The following is a 17739-nucleotide window of genomic DNA, read 5'->3' as shown; positions in this document are numbered from 1 at the left end:
CTGACATGACGCAAGAACGCATTCCCGCAGTGCTGGTCCTCGCGGACGGCACGACCTTCCCCGGCTTCGCCTTCGGCGCGCAGGACACGGTGTACGGCGAGGCCGTGTTCACCACCGCGATGACCGGCTACCAGGAGACGATGACGGACCCGTCCTACCACCGGCAGATCGTCGTGGCCACGGCCCCGCAGATCGGCAACACCGGTTGGAACGACGAGGACAACGAGTCCCACGACAACCGGATCTGGGTCGCCGGCCTGGTCATCCGCGACCTAGCCAAGCGCGTGTCCAACTGGCGCGCGAAGCGCAGCCTCGAAGAGGAGATGCGCGCGCAGGGTGTGACCGGCATCTACGGCGTGGACACCCGCTCGCTCGTGCGGCACCTGCGCAACTACGGCTCCATCGCCGCCGGGATTTTCACCGGCGAGGAGGCGCGCGAGGACGTCGAACAGCTGGTGGCGAAGGTGAAGGACCAGCCCTCGATGGAAGGCGCGGATCTCGCCGCCGACGTATCTACTGACACGCCGTACGTTGTCGAGGCGGTGGGCGAGAAGCGCTTCACCGTCGTCGCCTACGACATGGGCATCAAATCCGCGACGCCGGGCCACTTTGCCAAGCGCGGCATCGAGACCGTGGTCGTGCCGGCGAACACGCCGTTCGCCGAGATCGAGCAGTACCACCCGGACGGGGTGTTCGTCTCCAACGGCCCGGGCGACCCGGCGACCGCCGACGCGATGGTGGCCGTGGTTCGCGACGTCATCGCCGCTGGCATCCCGTTCTTCGGCATCTGCTTCGGCAACCAGATCCTCGGCCGAGCGCTGGGGCTGGAGACCTACAAGATGAAGTTCGGCCACCGCGGCGTCAACGTGCCGGTGAAGAACCACCTCACCGGCAAGATCGACATCACCTCGCAGAACCACGGCTTCGCGCTGCGCGCGCCGGAGGGTGTCGGCCCGGGCGGGACGTTCGACACCGACTTCGGCACCGCCGTGGTCACCCACACCTGCCTCAACGACGGCGTCGTCGAGGGCGTCGCGCTGCACAGCGGGATGGCGTACTCGGTGCAGTACCACCCGGAGTCCGCGGCCGGCCCGCACGACGCGAACCCCCTGTTCGACCAGTTCATCGAGCTGATGAGCGACCACCAGCAGGCCTAAGCCAGGAAAGGGACACCCATGAAACGCGAAGACATCAACCACGTCCTGGTCATCGGCTCCGGCCCGATCGTCATCGGCCAGGCCTGCGAGTTCGACTACTCCGGCACCCAGGCGTGCCGCGTGCTCAAGGAGGAGGGGCTGCGCGTCACGCTCATCAACTCCAACCCGGCGACGATTATGACCGACCCGGAGTTCGCCGACCACACCTACGTCGAGCCGATCCAGCCCGGCTACATCGACAAGATCCTCACCCGCGAGGCCGAGCAGGGCCACCCGGTCGACGCGATCCTGGCCACGCTCGGCGGCCAGACCGCGCTCAACGCCGCGATCCAGCTCGACCGCCAGGGCATCCTGGCCAAGCACGGCGTGGAGCTCATCGGCGCGAACATCGAGGCGATCGAGCGCGGCGAGGACCGCCAGAAGTTCAAGGACATCGTGGCCAAGATCGGCGGCGAGTCCGCCCGCTCGCGCGTGTGCCACAACATGGACGAGGTGCGCGAGACCGTCGCCGAGCTCGGCCTGCCAGTGGTCGTGCGCCCGTCGTTCACCATGGGCGGCCTCGGATCCGGCCTCGCCTTCACCATGGAGGACCTCGAGCGCATCGCCGGCGGCGGCCTCGACGCTTCCCCGGAGGCGAACGTGCTCATCGAGGAGTCCATCCTCGGGTGGAAGGAATTCGAACTCGAGCTCATGCGCGACGGCGACGACAACGTCGTGGTCATCGCCTCCATCGAAAACGTCGACGCGCTCGGCGTGCACACCGGCGACTCCGTCACGGTCGCCCCGGCGCTCACGCTCACGGACCGCGAGTACCAGACGATGCGCGACCAGGGCATCGCCATCATCCGCGAGGTGGGCGTCGACACCGGCGGCTGCAACATCCAGTTCGCGGTGAACCCGGCCGACGGGCGCATCATCACCATCGAGATGAACCCGCGCGTCTCCCGCTCCTCGGCGCTCGCCTCCAAGGCCACCGGTTTCCCGATCGCGAAGATCGCCTCGAAGCTCGCCATCGGCTACACCCTCGACGAGATCACGAACGACATCACGGGTGTCACCCCCGCGGCGTTCGAGCCGACGCTCGACTACGTCATTGTGAAGATGCCGCGCTTCGCCTTCGAGAAGTTCCCCGGCTCCGACGAGACCCTGGGCACCTCGATGAAGGCCGTGGGCGAGGCGATGGGCATTGGCCGCAACTACATCCAGGGGTTGAACAAGGTCATGCGCTCGATGGAGGAGAAGCCGAACGGGTTCTGGACGAAGCCGGACGAGTACTTCGCGGGCGAGCGCGCCGGCGACGTCGCCGCGGTGCTCGAGGACCTGAAGACCCCCACGGACAAGCGCATGTACGACGTCGAGCTCGCGCTGCGCCTCGGCGCGTCGATCGAGCAGGTCCACGAGGCCAGCGGCATCGACCCGTGGTTCCTCGCCGAGCTCGCCGCGCTCGTCGAGTTCAGGCAGCAGCTTATCGACGCACCAGTGCTCGACGCCGCACTCCTGCGCGAGGCGAAGGCGTACGGGCTTTCCGACGCCCAGCTGGCCGCACTGCGCCCCGAGCTGGCGGGCGAGGACGGCGTGCGCCGGCTGCGCTGGTCGCTCGGCATCCACCCCGTCTACAAGACCGTGGACACCTGCGCAGGCGAGTTCGAGGCGCAGACGCCGTACCACTACTCGGCCTACGAGCTTGACCCGAACGCGGAGAGCGAGGTGCGCGCCGCCGGCGGGGCGCAGGCCGGCGAGAAAGAGAAGGTGATCATCCTCGGCTCGGGCCCGAACCGCATCGGCCAGGGCATCGAGTTCGACTACTCCTGTGTCCACGCCGCCCTCGAGCTGTCCCGCGTGGGCTACGAGACGGTGATGGTCAACTGCAACCCGGAGACCGTCTCCACCGACTACGACACCGCCGACCGCCTCTACTTCGAGCCGCTCACGTTCGAAGACGTCATGGAGATCTACCGCGCCGAGTCCGAGACCGGCACCGTGGCCGGCGTCATCGTGCAGCTCGGCGGCCAGACCCCGCTGGGCCTCGCCCAGAAGCTGGCGGACGCCGGCGTGCCCGTCGTCGGCACGTCGCCGAAGGCGATCGACATGGCGGAGGACCGTGGCGAGTTTGGCAAGGTCCTCGAGGCCGCGCACCTGCCGGCGCCGGCCTACGGCACCGCGACGTCGTTCGAGGGCGCGCGCGAGGCGGCCGACCGGATCGGCTACCCCGTGCTCGTGCGCCCCTCCTACGTGCTCGGCGGGCGCGGCATGGAGATCGTCTACGACGAGGAGAACCTGCGCGACTACATCGAGCGCGCCACCGAGCTCACCCCTGACCACCCGGTGCTCGTGGACCGCTTCCTCGACAACGCCATCGAGATCGACGTCGACGTCCTCTGCGACGGCGAGGAGGTCTACCTCGGCGGCGTGATGGAGCACATCGAGGAGGCGGGCATCCACTCCGGCGACTCGGCGTGCGCGCTGCCGCCGATGACGCTCGGGCCCGACGACATCGACAAGGTGCGCCGCTCCGCCGAGGCGCTCGCCCACGGCATCGGCGTGCAGGGCCTCATGAACATCCAGTTCGCGCTCAAGGACGACGTCCTCTACGTCATCGAGGCGAACCCGCGCGCCTCGCGCACGGTGCCGTTCGTGTCCAAGGCGACCGGCGTGCACCTGGCGAAGGCGGCGGCGCGCATCATGCTCGGCGCGACGATCGCCGAGCTGCGCGCCGAGGGACTCATCCCGGCCGGCTACGACGGCGGCTCCCTGCCGCTCAACCACCCGATCGCCGTGAAGGAGGCGGTGCTGCCGTTCAACCGCTTCCGCCGCCCGGACGGCGCCATCCTAGACACGATCCTCGGCCCGGAGATGAAGTCCACCGGCGAGGTGATGGGCCTGGCGCCTTCGTTCGGCGTGGCGTACGCGAAGGCGGAGGCGGCCGCGTTCGGCGAACTGCCGACCGAGGGCACCGTGTTCGTCTCCCTCGCGAACCGGGACAAGCGCACCCTCATCTTCCCGATCCAGCGGCTGTCCACGATGGGCTTTACGGTGCTGGCCACAGAGGGCACCGCGCAGATGCTGCGGCGCAACGGCATCGACTGCGAGGTCGTGCCGAAGGCCTCGGAGGTGCGCGCCGGCGCGGAGGGTCCCTCGATCGTCGAGCGCATCCTCAACGGCGAGATCGACCTCATCCTCAACACCCCGGCGGGCTCGACCGGCTCGCGCCACGACGGCTACGACATCCGCGCGGCCGCCGTGATCGCCGACGTGGCCATCATGACCGACGTCCAGGGTGTGACCGCGGCCGTCCAGGGCATCGAGGCGGTGCGCGGCAACACCATCACGGTGACCAGCCTGCAGGAGCTCGAGCACGGCACGGCGGGGCAGCGGTAATGGCCACCGCGTTCGGTGACCGGCTCGTCGCGGCGGGCCGCGAATACGGCAGGCTGTGTGTCGGCATCGACCCGCACGCCGCGCTCCTCGAGGCGTGGGGGCTGGCCGACACCGTGGACGGGCTGCGCGCGTTCTCCGAGATCTGCGTCGAGGCGTTCGCGGGCCGGGTCGCGCTGGTCAAGCCGCAGGTCGCGTTCTACGAGCGGTTCGGCGCGGCCGGTTTCGCGGTGCTGGAGGACACCTTGGCGTCGATACGCGGCCGCGACACGCTCGTCGTCGCCGACGCGAAGCGGGGCGACATCGGCTCGACGATGGCCGGTTACGCCGCGGCGTGGCTGGCGCCGGGCGGGCCACTCGAGGCCGACGCGCTCACGCTCACCCCGTACCTCGGCGTCGGCTCGCTCGAGCCGGCGATTGCGCTCGCCGGGGAGCACGGCAAGGGCGTGTTCGTCATGGCGGCGAACTCGAACCCGGAGGCGGAGGCGTTCCAGGCGAGCCGTATCGACGGCCGCATGGTCTCCCAGCGCATGGTCGACGAGTGCGCCGCCTACAACGGCGGCGGCGGGGTCGGCCACGTCGGCGTCGTCGTCGGGGCGACCGTCGCGGCGCCGCCGGCGCTCGGGGGGCTCAACGCCCCAGTGCTCATGCCCGGCGTGGGCGCGCAGGGCGCCTCGATGGCGGACGCGGCGGCGATCGCGGGCGACGCGGCGCACCTCGTATTCCCCAGCGTGTCGCGGTCGGTGCTCGGTGCCGGGCCGGACGTTGCTGAACTGCGGAAACGCGTTGCTGACCTGCAGGAACAGGCAAAACCCTAGGCCGTATTACTCGCCCGGGAAAATCCCTGGTAGTTTAGTTCCGTCGCGCGGTGACGTGGAGAAATGCAGCGTGCATGTGCTCTGCGGCGCCGTCGTAACCCAGATGCAGTGTTAGACTGGCCCGGACGTGGCGAATTGCACCGGTGGTATTCGGTGCGTCGCTAGGTTCCGGCGATGGTCGGACTGGACAAATGTTCGTACTACACACATGGAGGAACCCGTGGCACTTCCACAGTTGACCGATGAGCAGCGCAAGGCAGCACTCGAGAAGGCAGCCGAGGCTCGCAAGGCCCGCGCGGAGCTGAAGGCTTCGCTAAAGCGCGGCGACACCACCCTGAAGGACGTCCTCGACAAGGCCGACACGGATGAGATCATCGGCAAGACCAAGGTTTCCGCCCTGCTCGAGGCGATGCCGAAGGTGGGCAAGGTCAAGGCGCGCGAGATCATGGAGGAGCTGGAGATCGCCCAGACCCGCCGTCTGCGCGGCCTCGGCGACCGCCAGCGTCGCGCTCTGCTGGAGCGCTTCGGCTACGAAGAGAACTAAGCGTGGCTCAGGTGGCGCCGCGCGGGCGGCTGGTCGTGCTGGCCGGCCCGTCCGCGGTGGGAAAGTCAACGGTGGTCAGCCGCCTGCGCGGTGACGTGCCGGACCTGTATTTCTCCGTCTCCATGACCACCCGCGCCCCGCGCCCCGGAGAGGTTGACGGCACCGACTACTTCTTCGTCTCGCCCGAGGACTTCCAGTCCCGGATCGACGCGGGCGAGATGCTCGAGTGGGCCGACATCCACGGTGGCCTGCAGCGCTCCGGCACCCCCGCCGGCCCGGTGCAGGAGGCGCTCGAGGCGGGCCGCCCGGTGCTGGTCGAGGTTGACTTGGCCGGCGCCCGCAACATCAAGCGGCTTATGCCGGAGGCACAGACGGTGTTCTTGGCGCCGCCGTCCTGGGACATCCTCGTGCAGCGCCTCACCGGCCGCGGCACGGAGACCCCCGAGGTCATTGAGCGCCGTCTCGCCACCGCTCGTGAGGAGCTCGACGCGCAAGGGGAATTCGACGCCGTCGTGGTCAACGACGACGTCGACGAGGCGGTGGCGCGCATCGCCAACATCCTCGCAGGATCATCTTCAACCAACAGTTAGCGAGTGGGTTTACACGTGAGCAACACAACCAACGACCTTTCGCAGACGGACGCTGCCGAGGAGACCCGGCAGGAGAGCGTCTACGACACCCCGGAGGGCATTACCGCCCCGCCGATCGACGAGCTCCTGAGCAAGGTCTCGTCGAAGTACGCGCTGGTGATCTTCGCCGCAAAGCGCGCGCGCCAGATCAACAGCTTCTACCAGAACTCCGAGGACGGCGTGTTCGAATTCATCGGCCCGCTGGTCACCCCCGAGGCTGGCGAGAAGCCGCTGTCGATCGCGCTGCGCGAGATCGAGGCCGGCCTCCTCGAGCACGAAGAGGGCCAGTAGCGCCTCGTACGCCGCCTCCCCGCACACGCTGCGGGGAGGCGGCGTTTTTGTATGCTTGGCCCTCATGAGCGAAGGCGTATCGACGCAACCACAGGCGGTGCCCGACGGGGCACACACACCCGCGAACGTGATCGTCGGGGTCGCCGGCGGCATCGCCGCGTACAAGGCGTGCCACCTCATCCGCAACTTCACGGAGCGCGGCGATAGCGTCCGCGTCATCCCGACGGAAAACGCTCTGCGGTTCGTCGGCGCCGCGACCTTTGAGGCGCTCAGCGGCAACCCGGTGGACACCGGCGTGTTCACCCGCGTCGACGAGGTGCAACACGTCCGGCTCGGCCAGGAGGCGGACCTCATCGTTGTCGCCCCGGCGACCGCGGACCTCATCGCCCGCGTCGCGACGGGGCGGGCGGACGACCTGCTCACCTCGACGATCCTGGTGGCCACGTGCCCGGTCGTCCTCGCGCCGGCCATGCACACCGAGATGTGGCGCAACCCGGCGACGCGGGCGAACGTGGCGACGCTGCGTGAGCGCGGCATCACCGTCCTCGAGCCCGCCCACGGGCGCCTCACGGGGAAGGACTCTGGGCCGGGGCGCCTGCCGGAGCCGGACGTCATCGCGGAGCTCGCCCGCACCGTCGCCGCGACCGGCCCGTTCGAGCGCACGCTCGAGGGCAAGCGGGTGCTCATCAGCGCCGGCGGGACGCAGGAGAATATCGACCCGGTCCGCTTCATCGGCAACCGCTCCTCGGGCAAGCAGGGCTTTGCGCTCGGCGACATCGCGGCGCAGCGCGGCGCTGCGGTGACGATCGTCGCGGGCAACACCGACGAACTCGAACCCCCGGCGGGCGCGGAGGTCGTGCGGGTGCGCTCGACGCGCGACCTCGAGCGGGAGATGAACGAGCGCGCCGCCGATGCGGACGTGATCATCATGGCGGCGGCCGTCGCGGATTTCCGCCCCGAATCGGAGGCGGGCACGAAGCTGAAGAAGGGCACGAGCGACGACGCGCTGTCCACCATCCACCTCGTGGAAAACCCGGACGTGCTCAAGGGGCTCGTCGCAAAGCGGGATGCGGGGGAGACCGACGCGACGATCATCGGCTTCGCGGCCGAGACCGACCACGAGCTCGAGCACGGGCGGGCGAAGCTCGCCCGGAAGGGCGCGGACATGCTCATGGTGAACTCGGTCTCCGGCGGCGGGGTGTTCGGCCAGGACCGCAACCGCGGCTGGCTGCTCGCCGCCGGCGGGGGCGAGGAGGAGATCCCGGACGGCACGAAGCACGAGGTGGCTGTGCGGATTTGGGACGCGGTGGAGCGGCTATCCCGCTAGCGTTGCCAAGTTAGACAGCTTGGTCTATCGTGGGCTTGGCTTTACTGCCTGCTCTCACATGAAGGAAAGACTACTTTGTCCACTGACACCTACTTCCGCCTGTTCACCAGCGAATCCGTCACCGAGGGCCACCCCGACAAGATTTGCGACGCGATCTCGGACGCGATCCTCGACGACATGCTCGCCCAGGATCCGGAATCGAAGGTTGCGGTAGAAACGCTCGCGACGACGGGCCAGGTCCACGTCGCCGGCGAGGTGCGCACCTCGGCGTACTCGAACATCGCGCAGATCGTGCGCGAGAAGCTCGTCGAGATCGGGTTCGACTCCTCCGAGGTCGGCTTCGACGGCCGCAGCTGCGGTGTCAACGTCGCAATCGGCGACCAGTCCTCCGAGATCCACGACGGCGTGGTCACCTCCCAGGAGGTCCGCGAGCACACCTCGACCGGCGAGGGCGACCAGACGGGCGCGGGCGACCAGGGCCTCATGTTTGGCTACGCCACGAACGAGACCCCGGAGTACATGCCGCTGCCGATCTCCACGGCGCACCGCCTCGCGCGCCGCCTCTCGCAGGCGCGCCACGAGGGCATCGTCGAAGGCCTGCGCCCGGACGGCAAGACCCAGGTCACCTTCGCCTACGACGGTGAGACCCCGGCCTTTATCGACACCATCGTCATCTCCACCCAGCACGACCCGGACTTCACCGGCGAGGCGCTCGAGCGCGCGCTGCGCGAGCACGTCATCGACTGGGTGATCGCCGACGCCGGCCTCGAGCAGTACTACCGCGCCGACACGAAGGTGCTCATCAACCCGTCCGGCTCCTTCATCCAGGGTGGCCCGATGAGTGACGCGGGCCTGACGGGCCGCAAGATCATCGTGGACACGTACGGTGGCATGGCCCGCCACGGCGGCGGCGCGTTCTCCGGCAAGGACCCGTCAAAGGTGGATCGCTCGGCGGCCTACGCGATGCGCTGGGTGGCCAAGAACATCGTCGCCGCGGGCCTGGCGGACCGCGTCGAGGTGCAGGTCGCCTACGCCATCGGACGCGCCAACCCGGTGGGCCTGTACGTGGAGACCTTCGGCACCGCCGCCGAGGGGCAGACCAACGAGACGATCCAGCAGGCCGTGGAGAAGGTATTCGACCTCCGCCCGGACGCGATCATCCGCGAGCTCGACCTCAAGCGCCCGATCTACGCGCAGACGGCCGCGTACGGCCACTTCGGCCGTACCGACATCGACGTGCCGTGGGAGCGCACGAATAAGGCCGACGACCTGCGCGGCGCGGCCGGGCTCTAAGGCGCCCCTCTGGGGGACCGCGGCTACTCGTCGCGGTCGTACACGTGGCCCGGCTCGGGGTGCCGGAACATCTCCTCGAGGCTGACGGGGCGCAGGCCCTTCGCGCGCAGGCCGTCGATGACGCACTCCGCGGCGTCGACGGTCGGCTGGTGGATGTCGTGCATGAGGATGATCGAGCCTTCGTGCGCACCCTCGACCGCCCGCGAGCAGGTGGTGGCGGTGTTGCGGTGCTGCCAGTCGGCGGTGTCGACGCTCCACACCGCGAGCGACATCCCGCGCGCGCCGGCCGCGGCGGCGACCCTGCCGTCGTAGGAGCCGTACGGCGGGCGCGCCCAGACCGGGTGCACGCCGGCGGCGCGTTCGAGCGCGGCGGAGGTGTCGTCGAACTGCGCCGCGATGGCGCCGTCCGCCTGGTGGGCGAGGTCGGGGTGGGAGTAGGAGTGGTTGCCGATGGTGTGGCCCTCGTCGCGGACGCGGCGCACGAGCTGCGGGTAGGCGTCCGCGTTCTGGCCCACCATGAAGAACGTGGCGTGGACGTTCTTGCGCTTGAGCGTATCCAGCAGCTGCTCGGTCGTGCCCGGGACGGGGCCGTCGTCGTACGTGATGGCCACGCAGTTGAAGCACTTCGGCGGCTCCGGCGCGGGCGACGGCTCGTGGGCGGGCACGACGGTGACCTCGGGCGGCAGCGGCGCCTCGGCGGGGCGAAGCTGCGGCGGCACCGCCTGCTGCACCTGCGGGGGCAGGCTCCCGTACGCCCGCTTCCACCCGTCCTGCACCGCGTTGTTGGCGCGCTGGGAGGAGCCGGAGACGAACGAGGAGCTGCCGTCGATCGGGGATCCCGTGCCCTGCGCCAGGATCGGGCCAAAGATGTCGCCCGGGATAAGTTGTGGGTTCGGCGCCTTCGCCACCGGCGTGATCAGCGGCAGCTCGAGCGCCCCGGCGGGCCCGGCACCTACTGCGGCACCCGCCGCCGTGAGCGCAACGGACATGCACAGGGAGAGCGCGGCGGGCACGAGGCGTTTCATGGCGGCGGGGCTTCTTTCGTCGTTCAGCGGCGGAGAATGTCTTTATTAGTACCGCACCTCGCTTGAAGTCGCACTTTGGGGCCGGGCGGGCGTGTCGGCGGGTGGTTTAGAATGCGTGCTCATGTCCAACACGCGCGCCGCCGACCGCCCTATCGCGCGCGTGCTGCCCATGCTCGGCCTCGCGCACCTCGACCGCGCGTTCGACTACCTCGTGGACGAGCGCGACGCCGAGGCCGCGCAGCCCGGGGTGCGGGTGCGGGTGCGCTTCGCCGGCCGGCTCGTCGACGCGCTCGTGCTCGAGCGCGCCGCGCAGTCGCGGCACGAGGCCTCGCTGCGCTACCTCGAGCGGGTCATCTCGCCGGAGGTGGTCGCGCCTGAGCCGACGCGGATGCTTATCGACGCCCTCGCGGACCGCTACGCGGGCATCCGCTCCGACCTCTACCGCGCGGCCATCCCGGCGCGCCACGCGAAGGCGGAGGAGACGGACACGTCCACGCCGTGGGAGGCGCTTGGCGAGGTGGGGGAGCCGGACCTGTCGGCGTGGACGGCGTACACGCACGGCGAATCCTTCGTCGACGCGGTGGTGGGCGGCAAGGTGGCCCGGGCGGCGTGGCAGGTGACGCCTGGGGATGGGTGGCCGGAGGCGCTCGCGGTGCTGGCGGCGAAGGTGGCGCTCGACGGCGGCGGCGCGCTCATCGTCGTGCCGGACCAAAAGGATGTGGACGCTTGCGAGGCGGCGCTGCGCGAGGTCGTCGGGCCCCGGCAGGTAACCACGCTGACGGCCGCGCAGGGCCCGCAGGCGCGGTACTCGCGCTACCTCTCCGTCCTGCACGGCCAGGGCAGGATTGTGGTGGGGACGCGCTCGGCGGCGTTCGCGCCGGTGCGCAACCTGCGCCTCGCGGCGGTGATGTTCGACGGCGACGGCAGCCTCGTCGACCCCCGCGCGCCGTATTCGCACGCGCGGGAGGTGCTGACGACGCGCAGCGCGCTCGAGGGCTGCTCCCTGCTCGTCGGCGGGTACGCGCGCACGGCGGAAACGCAGCTGCTCGTGGAGTCCGGGTGGATGCACGAGCTCGTGGCGCCGCGGGCCGTGCTGCGCACGCGCGCGCCGTACATCCACGCGGCCGGGGATTCGGACGTCGAGCTGGAGCGCGACCCGCGGGCGAAGCGGGCGCGCATGCCGTCGGTGGCATTCCAGGCCGCGTCGCGCGCGCTCGAGCGGGGCGCGCCGGTGCTGTTCCAGGTGCCGCGCACCGGGTATGTGCAGACGCTCGCCTGCGGCCAGTGCCGCACGCCCGCGCGGTGCCGCTGGTGCAACGGGCCGCTCGGGCTGCCCTCGGGCGGCGAGGCGGCCGCCCCGACCTGTCGCTGGTGCGGGCGGATGGACCCGGCGCATGTATGCCCGGCGTGCGGGTCGCGCAAGCTGCGGGCGGTGGTGCTCGGGGCCGAGCGTACGGCGGAGGAGCTCGGCCGGGCGTTTGCCAAGTACAAGGTGAAGACGTCGAGCGGCGAGCGGATCCTCACCCGGGTCGAGCCCGGCGCGCAGCTCGTGGTGGCCACCCCGGGCGCGGAGCCGCGGGTGGACGGCGGGTACGGTGCCGCGGTGCTGCTCGACGCGTGGGCGCTGCTGCAGCGCCCGGACTTGCGGGCGGTGGAGGATACGCTCGCGGCGTGGATGGGGGCCGCGGCGCTCGTCCAGCCGGGCGGGGACGGCGGCGAGGTCGTCGTGGTCGCGGAGCCGTCCCTGCCCGCGGTGCAGCACCTCATCAGGTGGGATGCGCCGGGGTTCGCGGCCGCCGAGCTGCAGCTGCGGCGCGAGGCGCGGTTCCCGCCCGCGGCGCGCGTGGCGGTCGTCGACGCCCCGCGCGACGGGCTCGAGCGGTTCTTCGCCGGGGTGGAGTTGCCGGAGCACACCGAGCTGCTCGGGCCGGTGGATCTGCCGGCCGGGACGCGGCTGCCGGGGGAGTGGAACCGCGAGGCGCTCGGCCCGGCGCAGCGCATGTTGGTGCGCTCGCCGCTGCAGTCGCGCTCGGCGCTGGGCAAGGCGCTGCGCGCGGGGGCGGTCGCGTGGGCGACGGCGAAGCAGGAGGCGCCGCTGCGCATCCAGGTGGACCCGGTGGATATCGGGTAGGCGGCGCGCCCAGTACACTGGCTGCCCATGGCCATCCGCGAGATCCGACTGTTCGGCGACCCCGTCCTCAACTCCGCCGCGTCGCCCGTCGCCGCGTTCGACGCGGGCCTGGAGCGCCTGGTCGCGGACATGCTGGAGACGATGGACCACGCCGGCGGGGTGGGGCTGGCCGCGAACCAGGTCGGGCTCGCCCGGCGGGTGTTCGTCTTCGACTGCCAGGGGCTGCGCGGCCACATCGTGAACCCGCGGTGGCGCCCCCTCGGCGAGGCGATGCAGACGGGCGCGGAGGGCTGCCTGTCCGTGCCCGGGGTGCGCGGCGAGGTGACGCGGCACAACACCGTGGTCGCCAGCGGTCAGGACTGCCACGGCCGTCCGCTCGCCCTGCGCGCGACGGGGCTGCTGGCCCGCTGCATCCAGCACGAGACCGACCACCTCGACGGGGTCATGTTCATGCGGCGCATGGCGCCCGAGCAGCGCAAGCAAGCGATGGCGGCGATCCGCGCCGCAGACTGGAGCTAAGGAGCAAGGCATGCGACTTGTATTCGCCGGCACGCCCGAGCCCGCCGCGGTGGCGCTCGAGCGGCTGATCAATTCCGACCACGAGGTCGTCGCGGTGCTTACGCGCCCCGACGCCCGCAAGGGCCGCGGCCGCACGCTGCACCCATCGCCGGTGAAGGCGCTCGCGGTGGAGCACGGCATCGAGGTGCTCACGCCTGAGCGTCTTTCGCGTGACGACGCCGTCCGGTCGCGCCTCACCGAGCTCGCCCCCGACGCGATCCCGGTCGTCGCGTACGGCAACCTCGTGCCGGCGGACATGCTGGACATCCCCGAGCACGGCTGGGTGAACCTGCACTTCTCGCTGCTGCCCGCCTGGCGCGGCGCCGCGCCCGTCCAGGCCGCCATCGCCAACGGGGACACGACGACGGGCGCGACCACGTTCCGCATCGACGAGGGCCTGGACACCGGCGACATCCTGGGCACGCTCTCCACCGACATCGCCGACGGGGAGACGAGCGGGCAGCTGCTCGAGCGCCTCGCCCTGGCGGGCGCGGACCTACTCGCCGAGACGATGGATGCGCTCGCCGCCGGTACTGCCGCCCCGCGCCCGCAGCCCGCGGAGGGGACCTACGCGCACAAGATCGCGCCGGCGGACGCGCGGGTCGACTGGGCCGCCCCCGCGGCCGTGGTCGAGCGCACGATCCGCGCCTACACGCCCGCGCCCGGCGCGTGGACGACGCTGCACGGCGACCGCGTCAAGCTCGGCCCCGTCACGGTGCCGGGCGGGGCGGCGCTTGAGCCCGGCGCGGCGGCGTTCGGCAAGAACGAGGTCCGGGTCGGCACCGGGGACAGGGACGTCGCCCTCGGCACGATCCAGCCGCCGGGGAAGAAGATGATGAACGCGGCGGACTGGGCCCGCGGGCTCGCCGCCGACGCGCGCGAGGGAGTGGTGTTCGAGTGAGTGGCGGATTCAGGTCGAGGTCGGCGGGGCGGCGCGAGGACAAACCCGCGCGGCAGCGCGCCGCGTCCCCCAGCGCGACGCCGCGCCAGCGCTACAGCGTGAAGGGCCGCCCGGCGGGCATCGGGGACCCGGCCCGCGAGGCCGCGTTCGAGGTCGTCCTGCGCGTCACACGCGACGGCGCGTTCGCGAACCTCACGCTGCCCGGCATCTTGCGCGAGCGAAAGATTGCGGGGCGCGACGCCGCGTTCGCCACCGAGCTGACGTACGGCACGCTGCGCACCCTCGGCGTGCTCGACGCCGTCATCGCGGAGAACTCCTCGCGCGAGCTCGAGCGGATCGCCCCGGAGGTGCTCGCCGCGCTGCGCCTCGGGGCGTACCAGCTGCTGTACACCCGGGTGGGCGACCACGCGGCGGTGGACACGTCGGTACGCCTCGTCGAGGCCGCGGACCAGGCGAAGGCGAAGGGGTTCGCGAACGGGGTGCTGCGCTCGATCGGGCGCACGCCCGCAGACGAGTGGCTCGCGAGGCTCGCGCCGGCGGACGAGCTCGGGGCGCTCGCGTTCACCCACGCCCACCCCGAGTGGATCGCGCGCTCGTTCGCCGAGGCGCTCGGCGACCGGGCGGGCGAGCTCGAGGCCGCGCTCGAGGCGGATTCGGCGCGCCCGGTGGTGCACCTCGTCGCGCGCCCGGGCGAGATCACCGCGGAGGAGCTCGCGCTGACCACCGGTGGCGAGGTGGGGAAGTACTCCCCGTACGCCGTGTACCTGCCTGAGGGCGACCCGGGCCAGCTCGAGCCGGTGCGCGAGGGCCTCGCCGCGGTGCAGGACGAGGGCTCCCAGGTCATCGCGCGCGCCGTCACCGAGGTCCCCGTCGCAAACGATCAAGGTCGCTGGCTTGACCTGTGCGCGGGTCCGGGCGGGAAGGCCGCGCTCATCGGGGCGATTGCGCGTATCGACGGCGCCCGCGTCGACGCCGTCGAAATCAGCCCCCACCGCGCCGAGCTCATCAGCAAGACGGTGCGCGACCTGCCGGTGACGGTCCACACCGCGGACGGGCGCGACCCGGGGCTTGCGCCCGGCTACGACCGCGTGCTCGTCGACGCGCCGTGTTCCGGGCTCGGCGCGCTGCGGCGGCGCCCCGAGGCGCGCTGGACGAAGTCGGAGGGCGACATCGCCGAGCTCAACCGGCTGCAGGAGGAGCTGCTCGCCTCCGCCGTCGCGCTGGCGAAGCCGGGCGGGGTGGTGGTGTACTCGACGTGCTCGCCGGATGTGCGTGAGACCCGGAGGATCGTCGAGAAGCAGTGTGCGAAGGGCGGGGTCGAGGAGCTCGATGCGCGCGAGTTCGCGGCCGGCATGGAGGACGCGGGCGCGGGGCCGAGCGTGCAGATGTGGCCGCACCGCCACGGCACCGACGCGATGTTTTTCACCGTGCTGCGCAAGACGGAAACGCTAGGGTAGAACCCATGATCCAGATTGCCCCATCGATCCTGGCGGCCAACTACGCCGCGCTCGGCGAGGACGTGCGCAAAGTGGCCAACGCGGACCTTATCCACGTGGACATCATGGACGGCCACTTCGTGCCCAACCTCTCGTTCGGGCCCGACGTCACGCGCGCCGTGGACGGCGTGACCGACCAGTTCCTCGACATACACCTCATGATCGAGGAGCCGGAGCGCTGGTTCGACACCTACGCCAAGGCTGGCGGTGACCGCCTCGTCTTCCACGTCGAGGCGGTACGCGACCACGTCGCGGCGGCCAAGCAGTGCCGCGAGCTGGGGGTGCAGTCCGGGTTCGCCATCAAGCCTCGCACGGCGATCGAGCCGTACCTCGACGACCTCGAGCACTTCGACGAGGTCATGGTCATGAGCGTCGAGCCCGGCTTCGGCGGGCAGAAGTTCATGCCGGAGGTGCTGGGCAAGGTGATGGCGTTGCGCGACCGCATCGCGCAGGCGGGGCTGGACACGGTGATCGGCATCGACGGCGGCATCGCCAACGCCACCATCGCGCAGGCCGCGGCCGCGGGCGTGGACGCGTTCGTCGCCGGCTCCGCGGTGTTCGGCGCGGACGACCCGGCGCAGGCGGTCGAGCGGCTGCGCGAGCTCGCCAGCGAGGCGCGGCAGGCGTGACCGAGGGGTTGAGCGCGGCCGTCGCGGCGGGCGACGCGGTGCGCGGCACCACCTCACCGAACCCGCCCGTGGGCTGCGCGCTCGTCGGCCCCGCCGGCGACCTCATCGCCACCGGCGCCACCTCGCCCGCCGGCGGGCCCCACGCGGAGGTCAACGCGCTGCGGGCCGCCGGCGAGCGGGCGCGCGGCGCGACCGCGGTGGTCACCCTCGAGCCGTGCAACCACACCGGCCGCACCGGGCCGTGCTCGCACGCGCTGGCGGAGGCGGGCGTCGCGCGCGTGGTGTACTGCACCGCGGATCCCTTCGCCCCGGCCGCCGGCGGGGCGGACTACCTGCGCTCCCGCGGCGTCGCGGTCGACTTCCGCCCAGCGCGGGTGGAGGCGCTGCAGCCGTGGCTGCGCTCCGTGCGTCACGGCCGGCCCAGTGTGACCTGGAAGTTCGCCGCCACCCTCGACGGCTTCACGGCCGCGGCGGACGGCACCAGCCAGTGGATCACCGGCGAGGCGGCCCGCGAGCTCGTGCACGCGGATCGCGCCGCGCGCGACGCGATTGTGATCGGCACCGGCACCGCCCTCGCCGACGACCCGTCGCTCACGGCGCGCTACCCGGACGGCTCGCTCCGGCCGCGGCAGCCGCGCCGCGTGGTCGTGGGCGCCCGGGCCGTGGGCGCGGGAAACCTCGCGCGCCTCGGCTTCGAGCAGTACGCCACGCCCCAGGAGGCGCTTGCCGCCTTGTGGGACGCCGGCGCGCGCGACGTGCTCCTCGAGGGCGGCGCGGGGCTGGCGGGCAGCTTCCTCGAGCTCGACCTCGTCGACGCGGTGCAGGCCTACGTGGCCCCGGCGCTCCTCGGCGCCGGGCGCGGGGTGCTCAACCGCGCGCTCACCGACACCATCACCGGCGCCCGCCGCTTCCGCACCACCGACGTGCGGCGCGCGGGCGACGACGTACGCATAGAAATGGAGCGGGATGTTTACGGGACTCGTTGAGGAAATCGGCACCGTCGAGGGGCTCACCCAGCTTGACGACGCCGTCCGGATCGCCGTCCACGCCCCCAAGGTCACCGCGGACGCGGCGCCGGGCGACTCGATCGCCGTCGACGGCGTATGCCTGACCCTGGTGGGCAACGACGGGGGCGTGTTCACCGCCGACGTGATGCGCGAGACGCTCGAGCGCTCGCGGCTCGGCTCGTACGCCCCCGGCGCGCGGGTGAACCTCGAGCGCGCGCTCGCGGCGGGGCAGCGCATGGGCGGGCACATCGTCCAGGGCCACGTCGATGGGGTGGGTGAGGTGGTCTCGCGCACGCCGTCCGCGCACTGGGAGGTGGTGCGCTTCACGCTGCCGGGGCGGCTTGAGCGCTACGTCGTGGAGAAGGGCTCGATCGCGGTGAACGGCACCTCGCTCACGGTCTCCGCGGTGGGCGAGGGCTTCTTCGAGGTCTCGCTCATCCCCACCACGCTGCGCGAGACCACCGCGGGCGGGCTCGCCCCGGGCGACCCGGTCAATCTCGAAGTGGACATCGTGGCCAAGTACGTCGAGAAGATGGTGCGGGGATAGTCTTGTCCGCT

General features: G+C 71.5%; 16 protein-coding genes. 15 read left to right on the top strand and 1 reads right to left on the bottom strand.

Annotated elements, in window-relative coordinates; translation table 11 throughout:
* Positions 1–5: 5 nt before the first annotated feature.
* From carA to metK, 8 genes are all read left to right on the top strand, one after another.
* A complete protein-coding gene (carA, locus tag CJEDD_RS07080; protein WP_157034493.1) occupies positions 6–1157 on the top strand; it encodes a glutamine-hydrolyzing carbamoyl-phosphate synthase small subunit in 1152 nt (383 codons plus the stop codon).
* Positions 1158–1175: 18 nt separating this feature from the next.
* A complete protein-coding gene (gene carB / locus CJEDD_RS07075) occupies positions 1176–4535 on the top strand; it encodes a carbamoyl-phosphate synthase large subunit (RefSeq protein WP_042408015.1) in 3360 nt (1119 codons plus the stop codon).
* Entirely contained in the window at positions 4535–5350 is an 816-nt protein-coding gene (pyrF, locus tag CJEDD_RS07070; protein ID WP_042408011.1) for an orotidine-5'-phosphate decarboxylase, read from the top strand. The genes carB and pyrF overlap by 1 nt, the downstream gene beginning before the upstream one ends.
* A gap of 220 nt (positions 5351–5570) precedes the next feature.
* Positions 5571–5894 (top strand): integration host factor, actinobacterial type, encoded by a 324-nt coding sequence (gene mihF / locus CJEDD_RS07065; RefSeq protein ID WP_042408036.1) that lies wholly within the window; start codon positions 5571–5573, stop codon positions 5892–5894.
* Positions 5895–5896: 2 nt separating this feature from the next.
* Positions 5897–6484: a guanylate kinase gene (gmk, locus tag CJEDD_RS07060; protein WP_042408008.1), complete on the top strand. Its 588-nt coding sequence runs from the start codon at positions 5897–5899 to the stop codon at positions 6482–6484.
* Between the two features lie 15 nt (positions 6485–6499).
* Positions 6500–6814: a DNA-directed RNA polymerase subunit omega gene (rpoZ, locus tag CJEDD_RS07055; RefSeq protein ID WP_042408007.1), complete on the top strand. Its 315-nt coding sequence runs from the start codon at positions 6500–6502 to the stop codon at positions 6812–6814.
* 64 nt (positions 6815–6878) lie between these two features.
* Positions 6879–8141: a bifunctional phosphopantothenoylcysteine decarboxylase/phosphopantothenate--cysteine ligase CoaBC gene (coaBC, locus tag CJEDD_RS07050; protein ID WP_273657454.1), complete on the top strand. Its 1263-nt coding sequence runs from the start codon at positions 6879–6881 to the stop codon at positions 8139–8141.
* Positions 8142–8216: 75 nt separating this feature from the next.
* Positions 8217–9434, top strand: a complete 1218-nt coding sequence (metK, locus tag CJEDD_RS07045) for a methionine adenosyltransferase (RefSeq protein WP_042404816.1) — start codon at positions 8217–8219, stop codon at positions 9432–9434.
* Between the two features lie 23 nt (positions 9435–9457).
* On the opposite strand, the gene CJEDD_RS07040 is transcribed toward metK, so the two are convergent.
* Positions 9458–10459: a polysaccharide deacetylase family protein gene (locus CJEDD_RS07040; RefSeq protein ID WP_052333691.1), complete on the bottom strand. Its 1002-nt coding sequence runs from the start codon at positions 10457–10459 to the stop codon at positions 9458–9460.
* Between the two features lie 121 nt (positions 10460–10580).
* On the opposite strand from CJEDD_RS07040, the gene CJEDD_RS07035 reads away from it, so the two are divergent.
* Genes CJEDD_RS07035 through CJEDD_RS07005 form a run of 7 tightly spaced genes read left to right on the top strand, consistent with a single transcriptional unit; the run spans position 10581 to position 17728 of the window.
* The gene (locus tag CJEDD_RS07035; protein WP_042404828.1) at positions 10581–12590 is read left to right on the top strand and encodes a primosomal protein N'; all 2010 of its coding nucleotides are present in this window, start codon (positions 10581–10583) and stop codon (positions 12588–12590) included.
* A 27-nt stretch (positions 12591–12617) separates the two neighbouring features.
* A complete protein-coding gene (gene def / locus CJEDD_RS07030) occupies positions 12618–13109 on the top strand; it encodes a peptide deformylase (protein WP_042404812.1) in 492 nt (163 codons plus the stop codon).
* Between the two features lie 10 nt (positions 13110–13119).
* Positions 13120–14049 carry a methionyl-tRNA formyltransferase gene (gene fmt / locus CJEDD_RS07025; protein ID WP_042404810.1) on the top strand — a complete coding sequence of 310 codons (930 nt, stop codon included), beginning with the start codon at positions 13120–13122 and terminating at the stop codon, positions 14047–14049.
* Entirely contained in the window at positions 14046–15506 is a 1461-nt protein-coding gene (locus tag CJEDD_RS07020; protein WP_042404808.1) for an RsmB/NOP family class I SAM-dependent RNA methyltransferase, read from the top strand. The genes fmt and CJEDD_RS07020 overlap by 4 nt, the downstream gene beginning before the upstream one ends.
* 5 nt (positions 15507–15511) lie before the next feature.
* A complete protein-coding gene (rpe, locus tag CJEDD_RS07015) occupies positions 15512–16174 on the top strand; it encodes a ribulose-phosphate 3-epimerase (protein ID WP_042404807.1) in 663 nt (220 codons plus the stop codon).
* A complete protein-coding gene (gene ribD, locus CJEDD_RS07010; RefSeq protein WP_042404805.1) occupies positions 16171–17160 on the top strand; it encodes a bifunctional diaminohydroxyphosphoribosylaminopyrimidine deaminase/5-amino-6-(5-phosphoribosylamino)uracil reductase RibD in 990 nt (329 codons plus the stop codon). The genes rpe and ribD overlap by 4 nt, the downstream gene beginning before the upstream one ends.
* The gene (locus CJEDD_RS07005; protein ID WP_042404803.1) at positions 17141–17728 is read left to right on the top strand and encodes a riboflavin synthase; all 588 of its coding nucleotides are present in this window, start codon (positions 17141–17143) and stop codon (positions 17726–17728) included. Before ribD ends, CJEDD_RS07005 begins: the two co-directional genes overlap by 20 nt.
* Positions 17729–17739: the final 11 nt, after the last annotated feature.

The organism is Corynebacterium jeddahense, from assembly GCF_028609865.1.
GTDB classification, from domain to species: domain Bacteria; phylum Actinomycetota; class Actinomycetes; order Mycobacteriales; family Mycobacteriaceae; genus Corynebacterium; species Corynebacterium jeddahense.
Note: the sequence above shows the minus strand (reverse complement) of the source record. Positions and strands in the feature narration are given on the sequence as shown.